The organism is Janthinobacterium sp. GW823-FHT06H09 (assembly GCF_058794735.1).
Map to the genome: position 1 here is coordinate 160,030 of NZ_JBXAHC010000011.1, position 17,922 is coordinate 177,951.

General features: G+C 63.4%; 20 protein-coding genes. 5 read left to right on the forward strand and 15 right to left on the reverse strand.

Features of this window, described 5'->3' with window-relative positions:
- Positions 1–51: 51 nt before the first annotated feature.
- The 3 genes from AC1Q6X_RS20070 to flgB are packed head-to-tail and all read right to left on the reverse strand — an operon-like array spanning position 52 to position 1,622.
- Positions 52–750, reverse strand: coding sequence for a flagellar hook assembly protein FlgD (locus AC1Q6X_RS20070; protein WP_070220159.1), 699 nt, complete (start codon positions 748–750; stop codon positions 52–54).
- 15 nt (positions 751–765) lie between these two features.
- On the reverse strand, positions 766–1,167 hold the full coding sequence (flgC, locus tag AC1Q6X_RS20075) for a flagellar basal body rod protein FlgC (RefSeq protein ID WP_034754081.1): 402 nt from the start codon (positions 1,165–1,167) through the stop codon (positions 766–768).
- Positions 1,168–1,169: 2 nt separating this feature from the next.
- Positions 1,170–1,622, reverse strand: coding sequence for a flagellar basal body rod protein FlgB (flgB, locus tag AC1Q6X_RS20080; RefSeq protein WP_070220161.1), 453 nt, complete (start codon positions 1,620–1,622; stop codon positions 1,170–1,172).
- Between the two features lie 190 nt (positions 1,623–1,812).
- Between flgB and flgA the strand changes: the two genes are divergently transcribed.
- From flgA to AC1Q6X_RS20100, 4 genes are all read left to right on the forward strand, one after another.
- On the forward strand, positions 1,813–2,508 hold the full coding sequence (flgA, locus tag AC1Q6X_RS20085) for a flagellar basal body P-ring formation chaperone FlgA (protein ID WP_070220163.1): 696 nt from the start codon (positions 1,813–1,815) through the stop codon (positions 2,506–2,508).
- 111 nt (positions 2,509–2,619) lie between these two features.
- On the forward strand, positions 2,620–2,928 hold the full coding sequence (flgM, locus tag AC1Q6X_RS20090; protein ID WP_034754089.1) for a flagellar biosynthesis anti-sigma factor FlgM: 309 nt from the start codon (positions 2,620–2,622) through the stop codon (positions 2,926–2,928).
- Between the two features lie 8 nt (positions 2,929–2,936).
- A complete protein-coding gene (locus AC1Q6X_RS20095; RefSeq protein WP_070220165.1) occupies positions 2,937–3,404 on the forward strand; it encodes a flagella synthesis protein FlgN in 468 nt (155 codons plus the stop codon).
- Positions 3,405–3,832: 428 nt separating this feature from the next.
- Entirely contained in the window at positions 3,833–4,396 is a 564-nt protein-coding gene (locus tag AC1Q6X_RS20100) for an FxDxF family PEP-CTERM protein (protein ID WP_070220166.1), read from the forward strand.
- Between the two features lie 117 nt (positions 4,397–4,513).
- Here AC1Q6X_RS20100 and AC1Q6X_RS20105 read toward each other — a convergent pair whose 3' ends face one another.
- The 11 genes from AC1Q6X_RS20105 to AC1Q6X_RS20155 all read right to left on the reverse strand — a co-directional run bounded on the left by AC1Q6X_RS20105 (position 4,514) and on the right by AC1Q6X_RS20155 (position 15,896).
- Positions 4,514–5,371, reverse strand: coding sequence for a hypothetical protein (locus AC1Q6X_RS20105; protein ID WP_492498226.1), 858 nt, complete (start codon positions 5,369–5,371; stop codon positions 4,514–4,516).
- 71 nt (positions 5,372–5,442) lie between these two features.
- Complete coding sequence (locus tag AC1Q6X_RS20110; RefSeq protein WP_099408905.1) at positions 5,443–5,805, reverse strand: translation initiation factor Sui1; 363 nt, start codon at positions 5,803–5,805, stop codon at positions 5,443–5,445.
- Between the two features lie 71 nt (positions 5,806–5,876).
- The gene (gene motD / locus AC1Q6X_RS20115) at positions 5,877–6,665 is read right to left on the reverse strand and encodes a flagellar motor protein MotD (RefSeq protein ID WP_070312174.1); all 789 of its coding nucleotides are present in this window, start codon (positions 6,663–6,665) and stop codon (positions 5,877–5,879) included.
- Positions 6,666–6,670: 5 nt separating this feature from the next.
- The gene (locus AC1Q6X_RS20120) at positions 6,671–7,417 is read right to left on the reverse strand and encodes a flagellar motor protein (RefSeq protein WP_046685945.1); all 747 of its coding nucleotides are present in this window, start codon (positions 7,415–7,417) and stop codon (positions 6,671–6,673) included.
- On the reverse strand, positions 7,399–8,130 hold the full coding sequence (locus AC1Q6X_RS20125; protein WP_010400804.1) for an RNA polymerase sigma factor FliA: 732 nt from the start codon (positions 8,128–8,130) through the stop codon (positions 7,399–7,401). The genes AC1Q6X_RS20120 and AC1Q6X_RS20125 overlap by 19 nt, the downstream gene beginning before the upstream one ends.
- A gap of 45 nt (positions 8,131–8,175) precedes the next feature.
- Positions 8,176–9,039, reverse strand: a complete 864-nt coding sequence (locus AC1Q6X_RS20130) for a MinD/ParA family ATP-binding protein (protein ID WP_070220170.1) — start codon at positions 9,037–9,039, stop codon at positions 8,176–8,178.
- Positions 9,032–10,360, reverse strand: coding sequence for a flagellar biosynthesis GTPase FlhF (gene flhF / locus AC1Q6X_RS20135; RefSeq protein WP_070220172.1), 1,329 nt, complete (start codon positions 10,358–10,360; stop codon positions 9,032–9,034). Before flhF ends, AC1Q6X_RS20130 begins: the two co-directional genes overlap by 8 nt.
- 312 nt (positions 10,361–10,672) lie before the next feature.
- Positions 10,673–12,769: a flagellar biosynthesis protein FlhA gene (flhA, locus tag AC1Q6X_RS20140; RefSeq protein ID WP_070289125.1), complete on the reverse strand. Its 2,097-nt coding sequence runs from the start codon at positions 12,767–12,769 to the stop codon at positions 10,673–10,675.
- A complete protein-coding gene (gene flhB / locus AC1Q6X_RS20145; protein WP_070220176.1) occupies positions 12,766–13,959 on the reverse strand; it encodes a flagellar biosynthesis protein FlhB in 1,194 nt (397 codons plus the stop codon). The genes flhA and flhB overlap by 4 nt, the downstream gene beginning before the upstream one ends.
- 139 nt (positions 13,960–14,098) lie before the next feature.
- Positions 14,099–15,097, reverse strand: a complete 999-nt coding sequence (locus tag AC1Q6X_RS20150; protein ID WP_409028029.1) for a fumarylacetoacetate hydrolase family protein — start codon at positions 15,095–15,097, stop codon at positions 14,099–14,101.
- An 88-nt stretch (positions 15,098–15,185) separates the two neighbouring features.
- Entirely contained in the window at positions 15,186–15,896 is a 711-nt protein-coding gene (locus AC1Q6X_RS20155; protein WP_492498227.1) for a pseudouridine synthase, read from the reverse strand.
- Positions 15,897–16,141: 245 nt separating this feature from the next.
- Here AC1Q6X_RS20155 and AC1Q6X_RS20160 point away from each other — a divergent pair, with 245 nt between their 5' ends.
- Positions 16,142–16,522, forward strand: coding sequence for a hypothetical protein (locus AC1Q6X_RS20160; RefSeq protein WP_492498228.1), 381 nt, complete (start codon positions 16,142–16,144; stop codon positions 16,520–16,522).
- 377 nt (positions 16,523–16,899) lie between these two features.
- Here AC1Q6X_RS20160 and AC1Q6X_RS20165 read toward each other — a convergent pair whose 3' ends face one another.
- Positions 16,900–17,901, reverse strand: coding sequence for a S49 family peptidase (locus AC1Q6X_RS20165; protein ID WP_070220183.1), 1,002 nt, complete (start codon positions 17,899–17,901; stop codon positions 16,900–16,902).
- Positions 17,902–17,922: the final 21 nt, after the last annotated feature.

Here is a 17,922-nt window from a genome sequence, read left to right on the forward strand (position 1 = left end):
GTTCTCCTGGTAGAAAATAGGGGTAGAGGGTCTACGCTACAAATGAGCGGCTTACAAAATCTGTTTCACATCGGCCATGGTGATACTGCCCACGCCCGGCACATTCAACTTCACGCCGCCGGCGCCCGTCGACACGCTGGCGACCGAACCGAACATCAGCGCCGCCGCATCGGTCAGCTTGGCGCCGCCCCGCTTGGCTTCCACCGAGAACGTATAGGCGCCGTCAGGCAGCACGATGTTCTTGCCGTCCTTGTCGAGCTCGGCCGTGGAGCCGTTCCAGCCCAGCGGCAAGGTACCCGCATCCTGCGGGCCCAGGTCGATGGAATGGACTTCCTTGCCCGTACTGTTGTAGATGGTGACCTTGACGCTGTCGGCCGGCGTCGCCAGATCCACGCCCAGCAGGGCCGCGCTCTTACTCAGGTTAATGCTCTTGCCTGCAGTCAAGACGCCGTGGCCGATGATATTGGCCGCCTGCATGGATTCGGCTTGCTGGTAGCTGGTCTTGAGCGTTTCCAGCGTGGTATTGAGCTTGTTGACGCCCGTCACCGTGGACAGCTGGGCCAACTGGCTGGTCAGCTGCGCATTGTCCAGCGGGTTCATCGGATCCTGGTTTTGCAGCTGGGTCACCAGCAGGGTCAGGAATTTGTTCGTTTCTTCCTCGACGCTGCCCTTCGCGGCCGTGGTCTTCTTCGGATTCATCGTCGCCATCAGGTCGGTGGTGACGGTTTTGCTCGTATCGATGGTTGCCATAATGGTCAGTCAGCCTTATTGGCCGATGGTGAGGGTTTTCAGGAGCAGCGACTTGGCCGCGTTCATGGTTTCCACGTTGGTCTGGTACGAGCGCGAGGCCGACAGCATGTTGACCATCTCGTCGACCGTGTTCACGTTGGGCATGGTGACGTAGCCCTTCTCGTCGGCCAGCGGATTCTTCGGGTCGTAGACCAGCTTCATTGGCGACGGATCTTCGATCACCTTCTGCACCTTGACGGCCGTGGCGCCGTTGGCCATGGGCACGGCTTCGAACACCACCTGCTTGGCGCGGTAGGCTTCGCCCGTGGCGCTGGTGGCGCTGTCGGCATTGGCCAGGTTGCTGGCCACCGTGTTCAGGCGCTGCGCCTGGGCGCTCATGGCCGAACCGGAAACATTGAAAATATTAAATAGCGACATGATTATTGTCCTCCCTGGATGGCCGTCAGCATGCCCTTGATCTGCGAGTTAAGGAACGTTACGGCCGCCTCGTAGCGGATGGCGTTATCGGCAAAGGCATTGCGCTCGAGGTCCATGTCGACCGTGTTGCCATCGACGGCGCCCTGGGCCGGCGCGCGATACAGCAGCGGCGTGCCGTCGGCCAGGGTCTCGACCTTGCCGCCCGTGCTGCCACCCACGGCGGCGGCGACGCCCTTGCCCGGCATATGCTGCGGCGCCGTGCCCTTCAGGGCCGGCTGCACGCCATCCTTGCGCGCCATCGCTCCCTTCAGCGCGCTGGCGAAATCGACGTCGCGCGCCTTGTAGTTGGGCGTGTCGGCATTGGCGATATTCGAGGCGAGCAATTCCTGGCGCGTCGAGCGCAGGCTCAGCGCCGTCTCGTTGAAGCGCATGTAATCGTCGAGTTTCCCTATCATGTCAGGCTCCGGAAAGATCTGCCACTGGCGCCTGAGATGGCGGAAGGATGGCGGTATAGTGATGACAGGAAACATAGTACGGCGCCCGCCGGCAAGACCATCGCCGGATCAGACCGTACTTTTACCCCTTAATCGTCGCTTCAAACGGGGCGGCGCGCACTATCATGGCACTATTCCAGAGGCCTATACCATGAAAACACCGCTTGCTTTCTTCTTCGCTCTTGCCGCCCTGCCACTGCTGGCGCAGGCGCAAAACGCCGGCCGGCAGACGCCGGAAGCGCTGCGCAACAGTGTGGAACAATTCCTGCAAGTGCAAAGCAACGGCTTGCCGGGCAAGGTGACGGTCACCGTCGGCGCCGTCGATCCGCGCCTGAACCTGGCCGCCTGCCCCGCGCCGCAAGCCTTCATGGCGCCAGGCGCGCGCGCCTGGGGCAAGACGACCGTGGGCGTGCGCTGCACGGCCCCCTCCAACTGGACCATCTATCTGCAGGCGAACGTGGCCGTCGTGGGCGACTATGTGGCCAGCGCCGTGCCGCTGGCACAAGGGCAAGCCATCGATGCCAGCCAGCTGGTGACGATGCAGGGCGACCTGGCAGCATTGCCGGCAGGCATCGCCACAGACATGGCCCAGGTCGTGGGCGCCAGCACGAATATTTCCTTGCCGCCAGGCACGCCGATGCGCCTCGACACCCTGCGCCGCAAGCCGGTGGTGATGCAGGGCCAGCTGGTGCGCGTCGTTTCCAGCGGCAACGGTTTCCAAGTGGCATCAGAAGGACGCGCCATCGGCAGCGCCGGCGATGGTCAGACGGTACAGGTGCGCACGCAGAGCGGCCAGCAGATCAGCGGCGTGGCGCGGGCTGGCGGCATGGTGGAGGTCGCCTTTTAAACTCGGATGGACAGCGATATTGTGGTCTTGCGCACTAAAGTTTCGGAAGAAGGTGCCGATAAAGACACATATCCCGGAGTTTTTTGACTTCGACCAGACGAGGATCACGCTGTGAAAATTACCGATAACACCATTAAAAGCAATCCCGGCCTGCCGGTGGCGCCCGCGAATACCTCGGGCGCCCGGAATGCCGAGAAAGCCCAGGCAACACCGACAACGTCGGACAATGTACGCCTGTCGCCGCAAGGACAGGCATTAGCGGCCAGTGCAACTGCCGGCAGCGGCGCCGTGTTCGACACGAAGAAAGTCGAACGCATCAAGCTGGCGATCGCCGACGGCCAGTTCCAGGTCAACTCTGAAAAAGTGGCGGACGGTCTCCTCGACACGGTCAAGGACTTGCTGCACTCACGAAATAGATAGGTTACCTCATGCAATCAGTGACTCCGTTTTCCAGCCTGCGCGACGAGCAACAGCTCATGACCACATTGCTGGCATTGATGAAAGAAGAACAGCGGCATCTGGTTGCGGCTGACATCGATGCAATCACGGAGCTCACGGCCCGCAAGACGGCGCTCGTCGGACAATTGAGCCAGCTGGCGGCGCAACGCCACCAGGCGCTGGCGGCGGCGGGCTTCACGGCCGCCGAAGCGGGCATGGAAGACTGGCTGGTCAGCACCAGCGACGCCGAGGCGGCGCCCCTGTGGAAAGCCCTGCTCGAGACGACGCGCGAAGCGAAGGAACAGAACCGGCTGAACAGCCTGCTGGTCAACAAACACATGCTGCACACGCAAGGCGCCCTGAACGCCATGCGCCCCACTGCCCAAAGCGGCAATTTCTACGGCCCCAGCGGCCAACCGATGGCAAACACGGCCAGCCGGCGCGTCGTCATCGGCTAAGCGCCTCCCGTCTTCCCCCAGCGCAGGCAACAGCAGCGACAAGTACAGCAATAAGCCATTGCTGCACGCCTGACGCCGTCCCGAACAGCGGCCCCATATCACGACCATCCTGCACATCACCGCCGCGCCGCCCCTCCAGGGAGGCTGCGGCGGAGCCGGCATGCCCGCACTCCCGCCACAACGCCGCACACAGAAACAACAGCGCCCCCCCCTTCACGCCCACACATTTGAGCACGCTCAAACTTGAGGGGAATGATGACTATATGCTAATCCCTAGCATACGCCGCACCAATACATGGTGGGACTTTCCTCGCCGACACGAACATCATTCCCGCAGGCATAGCTAATCCATTGCACGCGTCCGGCTTGCGCTTTTGCGCTGCGCCATGACGCACACCACTTCAACTGCAAGTACACAGGAGCATGATATGAACTCTCTCTCAGTAACCAAGGCTGGCGCGGCGCTGCTGCTCGGCTGCACCCTGCTGGCGCCAGCCGCGCAGGCCGAGACGCAAGCCGTGTTCTACAACCATCTCGTATCGACGGCCGTGGTGGCCACGCCGCTGCTGGCGCAAGACACCTTGTTCGTCGACACCTTCACGACGGAGCGCGGCTCGCTGCTGCAAACGACCACGTTTACGGTCGGCAGCGGCGTGCAATCGTTCACGGGCAACGCCGCCTGGCTGGTCACGGGCGCCAGCGAATTCGGTCCCCGCCTGACTGGCGTCAACATTGACTTGTTCGACTCCAGCAACAACCTGGTGCAATCGGATACGTTCACGGGCGTACTGGGCAGCTTCGCCCATTCCACCTTCAACGGCCTGCTGGGACCTGGCACCTATACCCTCGTAGCAAGCGGCCTCGGCGTGCGTGATTCCGTGCTGGACATTTCCATCACCACGGCCGTGCCCGAACCGGAAACCTACGGCATGCTGCTGGCGGGACTGGGTCTGATCGGGTATAGCGTACGGCGCCGCAAGACGGCTGCCTGACCCGCACCCGGCGCCTGCAAGCACTGCCGTAGCTGGCAGACCTGGCGCCGGTGCGGCGACGCCATGCACGGACTGGCCTATGCACGGGCCAGCCTGCGCAGGGGCTGGTCTACGCACTCAACCGTGCGTGTGCCGGCCCGTATGCTGACGGAATTTCGCGGCGATGCCATTCGCCTTGATCAGGGCGGCGGCCTGCTGCTCGGGTGTCAACTCGTTTTGCAGCCAGTGCCAGTAGCTGTCCTGGTAGGGATTCGTGGTGCCGGGCGTGAGGATGTCGTCGTAGACCATGCGCAGGGCCAGCAGGTAGCCATACGCTTGCGGCGCGTCTTTCTGCACCACATCGCCATCGCGCAGGTAGGCCATCATCAGGGTCGACACGCTGGTCAGTTCCGCCTCATCCGCCTGCGCCGTCAGCTGGGCGATGGCTTGCCGCTTCCATGCCTGCACCAGCGGATCATCGGGACGGTTGCGCAGCGCGCTGCGGTCGCCGAACGGACCTTCCGACAGGAACAGGGTAGCCGCGCCCGGTACGCCGCCTTGCGCGGCAGTGGCCAGGTAGCCGAGGCGGTCCTCGCGCTGGCGCTGCGTCAGACCCGCGCACAGCTGCTGCTGGGCGGTTTTTTCTTCCACCGTCATCTCGCGCCCCAACTCGAATTCCATCCCCGGCAAGCGGTTTTCGCGCTGGAAGACGATGCAGTCGTCGATCAGGTTGTAGGCCGCATACGCGTCCTCCGGCTTGCCGCTGGCGCCCAGGCGTTCGAGCCGCTGTGCCAGGGACACGACAACGGGCGCGGCATCGGCGACCGGGGTGGCGTCGATATTCAAATACGACGCCAGGCTGCGTCCCGCCGGCGCGCTGGCGGCAGCGGTGGCGCCAGCGTCCGGCGCGCCGCCATCGGGTGCGGGCCAGTACACGAGCGCCAGCACTGCCGCGATGGCAGCGGCGATGGCAATACCGCTCAGTTTGCTGTTCATATGAGGTCGCGCATAAAAGGAAATGCACGTTACCACAGGCGCACGGCAGCAGGCCGCACGCCTCCGCACGCTCAGCCGCCGGCCTTTTTCGGCTGGTGGCCCAGCTTGGCCAGCGCCGCCATCACCGTTTCGACATGGTCGCCCTGCACTTCGATCACGCCATCCTTGACCGTGCCGCCCGAGCCGCATTGCGTGCGCAGCTGCTTGCCCAGCAGGGCCAGCGCGATGGCGTCCAGCGCCAAGCCCTTGACCACGGTCACGCTCTTGCCGCCGCGGCCCTTGGTCTGGCGCGACACGCGGACCACGCCATCGCCCGCCGGCGCCGTCTTGGCTTGCGCCTTGCACGCGCATTGCGCCAGCGGCTGGCGGCAGGCAGGACACATGCGGCCCGTTTCAGTGGAATAGACGAGACCGCCCAGGGAGCTGCTTTTCATGATGGAGAGATAATAGGGAGAAATAAAAGAAAGATGGGAAAGATGGCCGCGCTTGTAGCAAGCGGCGGCGTTCAGTTGACGGGAACCGGTGCCGGCGCCACAGGCGCCGTCGGCACTTCCGTCACCGTTTCCGGGATGCCCGAGAGGATCGTCACGGCGACCCGGCGGTTGCGCGCGCGCCCTTCCGGGGTTTCATTGGGCGCCACGGGGATATTGTCGGCGTGGCCCACCGCCGTCAGGCGCGACGCCTGCACGCCGCTGGCGATGAACAGGCGCACCACGGCGCTGGCGCGCGCGGCCGACAATTCCCAGTTCGAGGCAAAATTGGAATTGCTGATCGGCTGCACGTCCGTATGCCCTTCCACCTGCACGTCGTGCGTGTCATCCTTGAGCAGCACGGCGACGGCGCGCAGGGCCTGGTCCGATTCCGCCGTCAGGCGCGCCGCGCCCGGGTCGAACAGCACGCTGGCATTGATTTCCACGCTCACGCCGCGGCTCGTCTGCGTGACCCGCACCTTGCCTTCCTTGACCAGCGGCGCCAAGGTGGAAGTGAGGTCCTGCGCCAGGCGCGTCATGTGTTCGCGCTCGCGGCGGATGGCTTCCGTGCGGCGTTTCAGGGCGGGGTTCGGCAACGGGATCGCCTGCGGCGCTTCCATGATGATGGGCGGCGCGCCCTTTTCCAGGCTGAAGGCCTGGCCGATGGCGTTCTGGAAGACGCGGTACTTGCCTTCGTTGACTTGCGAAATCGCGTACATCACGACGAAGAACGCGAACAGCAAAGTGATGAAGTCGGCATACGAGATCAGCCAGCGGTCCTGGTTGTCCGGTTCCTCGTCATACTTCCTGCGCGCACGCCGCATCATGATCAGTGCTCGTGCAGCAGGCTGGACACGCGCTCTTCGATGATGCGCGTATGGTCGCCCGTGGCGATGTCGTACAGCACGGCGGCCGTGATTTCATACTGCAGCACGCGGCGCGAGACGATGGCCTTGAGCTTGTTCGCCACCGGCAGGAACAGCAGATTGGCCAGGCCCACGCCATAAATCGTGGAAACAAAAGCCACGGCGATGCCGCTGCCCAGTTTGCTCGGGTCGGTGAGGTTTTCCATCACGTGGATCAGGCCCAGCACGGCGCCCAGGATGCCGATGGTGGGCGAATAGCCGGCCGCCGATTCCCACACCTTGACGGCCTGGCGCTCGGCCATTTCGTAGGCGGAAATTTCCACGTCGAGCAGCTGGCGCAGCTTGTCGGGCGCGATGCCGTCGACGATCATGCGCAAGCCCTTGGCGTTGAAGCGGTCGGCCGTGTTTTCCATCAGCCGCTCGAGCGCCAGCGGGCCGTCGCGGCGCGCCGTCAGGCTCCATTGCCCGATATCGCGCGCCAGCGCCGCGCGCGTGTCGGCGGGCGGCAGGAAGACCCAGCGCAGCATTTCCAGGCCGCGGACAAAAGTGCGCAACCGCGTCTGCAGCAGCACGGCGCCGAAGGTGCCGATGATGACGATGGCAAAGGCGGCCGGCTGCAGCAGGGAGGCCATCTTGCCGCCTTCCAGTGCCTGGCCGACCAGCAGGCCCGCCAGCGCCAGCGCCAGCCCGATTACGCTGGACCAGTCCACGCCTGCTCCCTCAAGGTTGCGCGCAGGCGCGCGACGGCCTGGGTATGCAGCTGCGAGACGCGCGATTCGGATACGCCCATCACCGCGCCGATCTCCTTCAGGTTCAGCTCTTCTTCGTAATACAGGCCCATGAGTATTTTCTCGCGTGGTGGCAGCGCGTCGATGGCATCGATCACGGATTGCCGGAAATCGGTATCGAGCAGGGAACGCAAGGGGTCGCTGTCCTCGTCCACGCAGTGGCGGTCGAGGAAGCTGTCATTGCCGTCCGGGTCATGAAAGTCTTCGTAATACACGAGCTGGTGGCCGCCGCCGTCGCCCAGCATTTCCTGGTAGTCGGCCAGCGACATCTTGAGCAGCTTCGCCACTTCCGATTCCGTCGGCGGATGGCCGAGGCGCTGCTGCAAGGTGCTCATCGCCTCCTCGATCTTGCGCATGTTCTGGCGCATGCTGCGCGGCAGCCAGTCGCTGGTGCGCAATTCGTCGAGCATGGCGCCGCGGATGCGCAGCACGGCATACGTCTCGAACTGCGCGCCATGCGTCTCTTCATAGCGGCTAATGGCATCGAGCAGGCCGATCATGCCGGCCTGGATCAGGTCATCGACCTCGACCGAAGGCGGCAATTTCGCCTTCATATGGTGCGCCAGACGCTTCACCAGCGGAATGTGCTCCGTCAGCAAATAGTCCTTGTTCGATTTCCCTTTGACCGTGTACATAGGCTGCTTATTGTTTTCTCATCTTATCTGGTGCTGCGGTTCGATTCAGGCGCTGAACTGGTGCGGGCTCCCCGTCTGGTACAAGGTGCCGCCAAGCACCGGCGCCGCCGAACGGGCCAGCCGCTCGGCCAGTCCGCGAAACGCCACCGAGGCGCCCGCCAGCGGAAACGCATCGACCACGCTGCGGCCCAGGCGCGCCGCGCGGTGCAGATATTCATCGGCAGGCACCGACCCCATCGAGGTCAGCTTCACGGCCAGGTAGCGGCTCGCCGCCTGTGCCATATTATCGTATACCACTTTTGCCTCGGATTCGGAAGCGCCCGTGACGAGAATGCCGAACGGACGGCGTCCCAGTTCCTGGCTCAGGCGCTTGATCAGGCAGTACGCCGCCTTGATCGAGGTGGCGCTGGTCGACACTTGCACCACGATATCCGACGAGGCCATCAAGGGCACGGGGAAGCAATCGCCCTCGTCGGCCACGACGCCGTCGACCAGCACGATGCCGCTCTGGCGCGCCAGCACCTCGAAAGTCTTGCCCAGGCGGCGCAATTCGTCCTCGCCCGCATAGTCCATGCTGTCCATCAGGTGGTTGCGCGCGCCCAGGCTGGCCACGCCGAAGCCTTGCGGCACCTGGTGGATGACCTGGTTCAGGCCGCACTGCTGGCGCGCCACGTCGCGCAGGCTGGCGCCGTGCGCCAGTCCCAGCCGTGCAGCCACGCCATCGCTGCCGCCGCTGGCGTCAAGCAGCAGCACGTCATTGCCGCCATAGGCGAGCGAAGCGCCCAGGTTGACCAGCATGGCGCCCTTGTCGTCCTGCGGCGTGGCCGAGAGGAACGTCATGACGCGCGGCTGCGGGCCGGCCAGCATGCGGCGCAAGCCTTCGGCCTGGTCGAAATCGAAATTAGCCAAGGTGCACCCCGCGCGCTTCATTGTTGCGGGCGGCCGCCTGCGCCATCAGGAGCGGCAGTTCGGCGTCGGAAAACTGCGTGGCCGCCGAGTCGCGCTTGAGCTTGAAGGCGCGGTCGATCAGGTAGCCGCGGTCGGCCAGGTACAGGTCTTCCGGCACGCGCTGGCCGTTCGACACATAAAACAGGTTCAGCTTCTGGCGGATCACCACGTCGAGCACGTTGCCGATCGACGCCGCTTCATCGAGCTTGGTCATGATGCAGCCGGCCAGGCCGCTGCCCTGGTAGGCGCGCACTACTTCGTTCAACGTTTCCTGCGTCGCCGTGGAGTTCAGGCACAGCAAACGCTTCACGTCGGCGCCGGCGCCCGACAGCATGGCCACCTGTTCCGTCACCATCTGGTCGCGCTGGCTCACGCCCACGGTATCGATCAGCACCGTGTGCTTGTTCTTGAGTTCCTTCAGGGCGATGCGCAAGTCCGCTTCGTCCTTCACCGAATGCACCATCACGCCGAGGATCTTGCCGTAGATGCGCAGCTGTTCGTGCGCGCCGATACGGTAGGCGTCCGTGGTGATCAGGGCCAGCTTTTCCGGGCCGTGGCGCATCACGCAGCGGGCCGCCAGCTTGGCCGTGCTGGTGGTCTTGCCGACACCGGTCGGGCCGACCAGCGCGAACACGCCGCCCTGCTCCAGCATGGCGTCTTCATTGGCGACCGTGTTCAGGTTGCGGCTCAGGACGGTCTTGATCCAGCGCATGCTTTGCGCGCCGTCGAGGCCGGCGGGCAGCTTGTCGATCAGGTAGCGCGCCAGGCTGGCCGAGAAGCCGGCCGCCAGCATTTCGCGCAGCACGACGGCTTTTTGCGGCTCGCGCTGCTGCGTCGAACCCCACGAAATTTCCGCCAGCTGGGTTTCCATCATGCCGCGCATGGCGCGGATTTCATTCATCATGCCGCTCATCTCGGCGGCGGCGTTTTCCTTGACGTGCGCCAGCGCGCTGGCCATCATCTGCTGCATGCGGGCCATGTCCACTGGCTCGCCGGCTGCCTGGCGCGGCGCGGCAGGACGTGGCGCGGCCGGGCGCTGGGCCGGGGCGGCCGGACGTTGCGGCGTGGCGAACTGGGTCTGCAACTGGGGACGGGGCTGGGCCATTTCGGACGCGGCCGGCGGCGACGCCAGCGAAGCGGCATCGTCATTGGCCAGCGCGAGGATTTCCACCACGCCATCGGTCTGGCGGTTCGACAGGATCACGGCGTCGGGACCCAATGCTTCGCGCACCTTGCGCAGCGCATCGCGCGACGAGGCGCCCGTAAATTTCTTCACATTCATGACCGGCCTCCCAAGGCGGGGGTGGCGCAATATTGGCTGAACTGTGTGACCATCATCGACTCCTGTTGCTTGGGTGCTGTCTTCCACATGGACACAGATCACCCGGACAGTTTCTATTATTAGCGATGCTTGCAGGAAATGATCGAAGGAACAGGACGGGAAAGTACCCGTTATTCAGTTTGCCGGCAGGAAATTGATGTTTATTTGACCAAAAGCAAGGGTCGAGAAGCTGGGGTCAGACCCCCACTAACGCTAACGCAAAGCTCCGCGCTAACGCTGGAGGGGGTCTGACCCCGGTACTAATGCTGTCGACTATTGCGCCCCCACCAGCGCCGTGACGCGGATCGTCTTGGTTTCCGGCACTTCCGCATGCGACAGCACTTTGAGCTGCGGCAAGGCGCGGCGCAGGAAGCGCGACAGCAGAGCACGCAGCGGCGCCGGCACCAGCAGCACGGGCGTCAGGCCCAGCGCTTCCTGCTGCTGCGCGGCCAGGCCCGCCTGGTGCGCGATGGTGTCGGCCAGGCCCGGCTCGATGCCGGCGCCGTCGCCGCCATTGCCCATCGCTTGCATCAGCAGGCGTTCCAGGCGGCTGTCGAGGGTCATCACGGACAACTCGGCCGCGCCAGGGAACAGCTGCTGCACGATGGCGCGGCCCAGCGAGACGCGCACCAGCGCCGTCAGGTCGTTCGGGTCTTGCGTATGGACCGTATGCTCGGCCAGGGTTTCGATGATGGTGCGCATGTCGCGGATGTGCACGCCCTCGGCCAGCAGATTCTGCAGCACTTTCTGCAGGGTAGACAGCGACAGCATCTTCGGCACCAGGTCTTCGACCAGGCGCGGCGCATCCTTGCCCAGGTGGTCGAGCAGCGACTGTACTTCCGCGCGGCCCAGCAGCTCGGACGCATGCGAGGTGATCAGGTGATTCAAGTGCGTGGCCACCACGGTGCCCGCATCGACGACCGTGTAGCCCATCGATTGGGCCTGGTCGCGCAGGCTGGCGTCGATCCAGGTGGCAGGCAAGCCGAACGCGGGGTCGCTCGTGGCCAGGCCCGGCAAGGTGCCGCTGGCCATGCCGGGATTGATCGCCAGGAACTGGCCGTTGAACGCTTCGCCCACGCCCACTTCCACGCCCTTGAGGGTGATGCGGTAGGCGGACGGCTTCAATTCCAGATTGTCGCGGATATGCACGGGCGGCGCCAGAAAGCCCACTTCCTGGGCAAATTTCTTGCGGATGCCTTTGATGCGCTTGAGCAATTCGCCGCCCTGCGTCTTGTCGACCAGGGGGATCAAACGGTAGCCCACTTCCAGGCCCAGGGTGTCGACGGGCATGATGTCTTGCCAGCTGGCTTCCTCCTGCTCGGGCGCCACCGTGGCTGGCGGCGCTTCGGCCGGCTTTTCGGCCGCCGCTTTTTCCTGCGTGCGTTTCTTGCTGATCAAATAGGCGGAGCCGGCCAGCAATGACGCCAGCAGGATGAAGACCATGTTCGGCATGCCGGGAATCAGGCCCATGCCGCCGATGATGCCGGCGGTAATGTACAGCACTTGCGGTTTCGCAAACAATTGCCCCACCAGCTGGGTGCCGATGTCCTGTTCGCTGGCCACGCGCGAGACGACGATACCGGCCGCCGTGGAAATGATCAGCGAAGGAATCTGCGCCACCAGACCGTCACCGATGGCCAGCAGCGTGTAGTTCTTCAGCGCATCGGCAAAGCCCATGTCATGCTGCAGCAAGCCCACCAGCAGGCCGCCGACGATATTGATGACGGTCACCATGATGCCGGCGATGGCGTCGCCGCGCACGTATTTGCTGGCGCCGTCCATGGCGCCGTAGAATTCCGCTTCCTGCGCCACTTCCGTGCGGCGGCGGCGCGCTTCGTCTTCGCCGATCAGGCCGGCGTTCAGGTCGGCATCGATGGCCATCTGCTTACCAGGCATGGCGTCCAGCGCGAAGCGGGCGCCCACCTCGGCGATACGGCCCGCACCCTTGGTCACGACGGTAAAGTTGATGATCGTCAAAATGATAAACACCACGATACCGACCGTGTAGTTGCCGCCAATCAAGAAGTGACCGAACGCTTCGATCACTTTACCGGCCGCGTCGGCGCCCGTATGGCCTTCCGTCAGCACGACGCGCGTGGACGCCACGTTCAGCGACAGGCGCAGCATGGTCGACACGAGCAGGATGGTCGGGAAGGCCATGAAGTCGAGCGGCTTGACCGTGTACAGCGCCGTCAGCAGCACGATGATGGACAGCGCGATATTAAAGCTGAAGAAAATGTCGAGGATGAAGGCCGGCAGCGGCAACACCATCATCGCCAGCAGCATGATGATGATGATCGGCGCGGCGACACCCTTGCTGGCATTGTTGCCCATTCCGCTGAGCCAGGCTGGCAATCTCAGGCCGTTCATGGTGTACTTCCTTTATTCTTGTCTGCCGCGTCTGCCGCGGGTTTGGTCTGCGATGCGGGGTCGAGCGGATCGAGCTCGGGCGGCACGTCGAGTTTTTTCGGCTTGTCGGGGCGCTCGCCATGGCCGTTGCCGTAGCTGCGCAGCTGGAACACGTAGGCCAGTACTTCGGCCACGGCGCCATACAGCGCCTCGGGAATCTCGTCGCCGATGTCCGTGTGCTTGTACAGCGCGCGCGCCAGGGCTGGCGCTTCCAGGATGGCGACCTTGTGTTCGCCCGCCAGTTCGCGGATCTTCGCCGCCACTTCGTCGATACCCTTGGCCACCACCTGCGGCGCGCCGCGCGAATTCTCGCCATACTTCAAGGCCACCGCGTAGTGGGTAGGATTGGTCACCACCACGTCGGCCGTCGGCACGTCGGCCATCATGCGGCGGCGCGACATTTCATGCTGCATCTGGCGTATCTTCGCCTTGATCTGCGGATTGCCGTCCGACTCCTTCGCCTCTTGCTTGACTTCCTGCAAGGACATTTTCATCTTGTTGGCGTAATGCCACATCTGGTACGGACCATCGATGGCGGCGATCAGGCCCAGCGCGCCCACGATCAGCAGGAAGGCCGTGATCAGCAGGCTGATCAGATGGGCCGAACCGGCGCGCAGGGATTCCACCGACAGGCCCAGCACGGCATCCTTTTGATGCTGCATCACCATCCAGGCGACGACGCCGACGACGAGGGTCTTGGCGATGGCCTTGAGCAGCTCCACCAGCGCATTCTTCGAAAACATATTGCCCAGGCCGCGAATCGGGTTGAGCTTGCCAAAATTGGGGGTGAACGCCTTGGAACTGAACAGCCAGCCGCCCACCAGCACGGGCGACGCCAGGGCGACGAGCATGATGGCCGCGGCGTACGGCAGGCAGGTCAGCAGAACGGAACCCACGTCGTAGCCGATGCGCAACATCATCGCGTCGGGATTGAGGATCTGTTCCCGGTCCAGGGTCAGCCCGGAAACCATGACAGCCGTCAGCCGCCGCACGATGGCGTCGCCGGCAAACCACAGACAGCAGCCGGACGCCATCAACACCGTAAACGTGGCCACTTCACGCGATCGCGGAACGTCGCCTTCCTCACGCGCCTGCTCGAGGCGCTTCGGTGACGCGGCTTCGGTCTTTTCTGCGTCGCTGTCTTCCGACATCAATCAACTCCGGTGAAGTCCTGCAGCCTGGCTAGGCGCAATACGGACTGGGCATGACGCATTATCGGTTCAAGCGGGCGCGCGCCATCGGCGGAACAGGGGGGCAAATCCCCTGTATTTCCTTTACTCTCCGGTAACCTTAGCGGGACTTGCGCGCCTCGGCCTGTTTCACGGTCTGCTCGATGGCGCCAAACAGAGACTTGCCGTCATCGCCCAGCATTTCCAAACGAACAACATCACCAAACAGCAAGTACGGCGTGCTGGCGACGCCATCGGCGATCATCTCCTGGTTACGTCGCTCAACGATGCTGGAAAATCCCTTCTTGATCTCCTTGTTGGCGACGCCGCCCGCGCTGACCACACTGCCGGCGCGCGCGTTGCGCGTCTGGCACAGATGGGCGAGCATTTGCGGGTAATTGAACGCCATGTCGGCGCCCGCGTGGGGCTGGCCCGTCAACTTGCCGTTCAGGCTGCAACGCAAGGCGTAGTGCACTTTGCCGCCGCGCCAGGCGTCGCCCAGTTCGTCTGGCGTGACGGCGACGGGCGAACACGCCATGGCCGGCTTCGCCTGCAGGAAGCCGTAGCCGCTCGCCTGTTCGTCGGGCGCCAGGTTGCGCAAGGTGATGTCGTTGACCAGCATCAACAGCTTGATGTTCAGGTGCGCCTGGTCCGGCGTCGAGCCCATGGCCACGTCGTCCGTGATGGCGGCGATGCCCGCTTCATAATCGATGCCCCACTGCTCGTGCGCCAGGATGATGTCGTCGTGGGCGCCGAGAAAATCGTCGCTGGCGCCCTGGTACAGTCGCGGCGATTCGCGCAGATTCCCGGGCACTTCAGTTCCCGCCGCCTTGCAGGCCCGTTCGATCTGCTGCAGATAAGAAGCGCCGGCCACGCGCAAACTGCTGCGCGGCAAAGGCGCCATGCAGTTGGCGGGATCGAACTCGAAGGCGCGATGGCCGCGGCCGCTATTGATGGTCTGGTACAACAAGTCCAGCTGGGGCGCGATGAAGCTCCAGTCGTCGAGCGCCTTTTGCAGGGTCGAGGCGATGCCGTCGGCCAGATGGGCCGTTTTCAGGTCGCGCGAGACGACAGCCAGCTGGCCATCGCGCGTGCCATCGTTCAGGGTTGCTAATTTCATGTAGGGAAAACTTCGTCAAATGCAGGCAATTGAAGGCTAAAGACGCCAAAAAGCCGGGATATTCCCGGCTTTGACGGTCAGAAGAGTTTTACGCGAGGAGAGCGATCTGCTCAGGCGTCAGGTAGCACCACTCGCCTTCCGCAATGCCCAGCGATTCCAGGGTCAGGCTGCCGATGGCGGAACGGTGCAGCGCGCTGCAATGGTTGCCGGCGGCGGCCAGCATGCGCTTGACCTGGTGGTATTTGCCTTGCTCGAGCACGATTTCCAGCTGGTGCTCGCCGCGCTTGAGACAGACGAGGGCCGCCAGCGGGGCCGGTTCGTCGTGCAATTGCACGCCAGCCAGCAGCAGAGCCACCAGCTCATCGGTCACGGGCTCTTGCGTCGTGGCCTGGTAAATTTTCGGAACGTGACGCTTCGGCGACGATTGTGCATGGATAAAGGGTCCATCGTCGGACATCAGCAGCATGCCCGTCGTATCGTGGTCGAGCCGGCCGACGGGCTGGACTTCGCGCCAGGTGAACTGTTCCGGCAGCAGGGTCAGCACGCCGGGATGATGGCTGGGTTTGCGCGAGCATTCGAAGTTGGCGGGCTTGTTCAGCGCCAGATACAGGTGGGCGCGGTACACCCACTCTTCTTCGAACACGTGCAGCACCAGGCCGTCGGTCTCGACGGTGGTGCGGTAATTGGTCTGGGTGACGCCATCGATGACGACATCGCCATCTTCGATAAGGGAACGGCAATATTTACGGGTGCCAAAACCCTGCGATTGCAGGATGCGGTCTAGGGATAATTTACTCATGGGCGTGACTTTACCAGAAGCGGCTGGCAGCGTGAAGCGGCCCTGTACCAGGCCGCCGAGGTCGCACCAGCCTTGCGCAGGCACAGATGAGCTGAAGTGCAAGGTGAGATTTCGATATAAATGGTCAATTCCTTTGAGAAATATCAAGCGCTTGGAATATCGCATTGATAGACTGAAACTTCGTTAGGAATCCGCCTAACGAGCTTTAGGAATAATAACCAGGCAACGACTCACAAGGACATAGTATGAAGCATACCGATACCATCGCCTTAGAAGGCAGCATCGCCGACATGCGCCAGCGCATCGCTACGGAACAGGCGGCCATGCACAAGGTCAGACTCGGCGTGGCGCGCTGGAGCAACACCCCTGCGCAGCAGGACGGGAACGCAACGCCGTCACCAGCAAGCCAGACGCACTGGCATGCCGAGGCCCAATGCCATTTCATGTGCTGGCTGGAGCTGGGCGGTTTTGCACAAACGGATGCGGAAACCGAGAACGTGCCGACGCCCGCCATGGCGGCGGACACGCCGCCTGACATCAGTTCCAGCGCCAACGCCAGCACCGTCGCAACGCCGGCCCGGCAGGCAAGTAGCGTGCCCGCGCACTGCAACGGCTGCGCCGTCTGAAACCGGCCCATTCAACCAGCCATGCCCTGCCCTCGCATGCCTGCCTTGCCAGCACGCCCAGACACCACATCCGGCAACACCGGTCCATCCGGCACGAAAGAGGAACAAAAGGAAACGGCGGCATTGCGCCGCCGTTCCCAAGCCCCATCGGGACTTTAGTGAGGAATGTAAATTCACTCAAAACCACATCTGCGATGCGGCGAGTAGTTCCAAGACTTGCCAATCAAGTTAGTACTGACAACATAGTTGATATATCGCCCCTCCTTGAAAAGAACTACGCTTTCACTATAGCCCAAGCAGCCCCATTTTCAAGCCAATTTACCACCTTATTGAAAATCATTCTCGACTGGCTTGCCTGCCAGCCAAGAGTGATGTCCTCAGCGCAACGCCGGTTGTGACTGCTGCACGGCCGCCTTCATGGCGCCCGCGCCCATGGCGGCGCCAAACTTTTTGAGCACGCGCTCCGGCAAGCCTTCATGTTGCGTGTAGTCGACGATGTCTTCCGCCTTGACGACGTCGCGCGCCACGCTGTCGACCGTGCCGAAATCGTCGGCCAGGCCCATTTCCACGGCTTTCGCCCCCGTCCAGTACAGGCCCGAGAAGGTATCGGCCGTTTCCTTCAGGCGCTTGCCCCGTCCCGCCCGCACCACCTCGATGAATTGCTGGTGGATTTCATTGAGCATACCTTGCGCATACGCCTTGTGCTTTTCCGTCAGGGGGCTGAACGGGTCCATGAAGCCCTTGTTCTCGCCCGCCGTCAGCAGACGCCGCTCGACGCCCACCTTTTCCATCACGCCCGTAAAGCCGAAGCCATCCATCAGCACGCCGATCGAGCCGACCACGCTGGCCTTGTTGACGTAGATGCGGTCGGCGGCGGCCGCGATGTAATAGCCGCCCGAGGCGCACATTTCATCGACCACCACATACAAGGGCTTGTCCGGATAGCCCTTGCGCAAGCGCTGCATCTCGTCGACGATCATGCCCGCCTGCACAGGACTGCCGCCCGGACTATTAATATGCAGCACCACGGCCACCGAGCCGCTATCGGAAAACGCCTTGTCCAGCGCGGGGATGACGACGGCGGCCGAGCCGCTGCCTTCGGACTCGATGGCGCCGCTGATGTCGATCAGGGCCGTATGGCGGCCCAGGGTCTCGCTGTCGTCGGCCGTGTTGTAGTCATAAAACACCCACAGCGCAAACAGCACGATCAGCAGGCCGAAGACCTTGAAGAAGATGCTCCAGCGGCGGTGCGCGCGCTGCTCTTGCAAAGTGGCAAATACCAGCTTTTCCAGCACGTCGCGCTCCCAGTTGCCCGCAGGGGCGCCGTGGCCGGCGGCTGGCGCGCTGCTGTCCAGCTTGTCATTCGTGTTTTCGCTCATGGTTCACTTTGTTTAAATTGC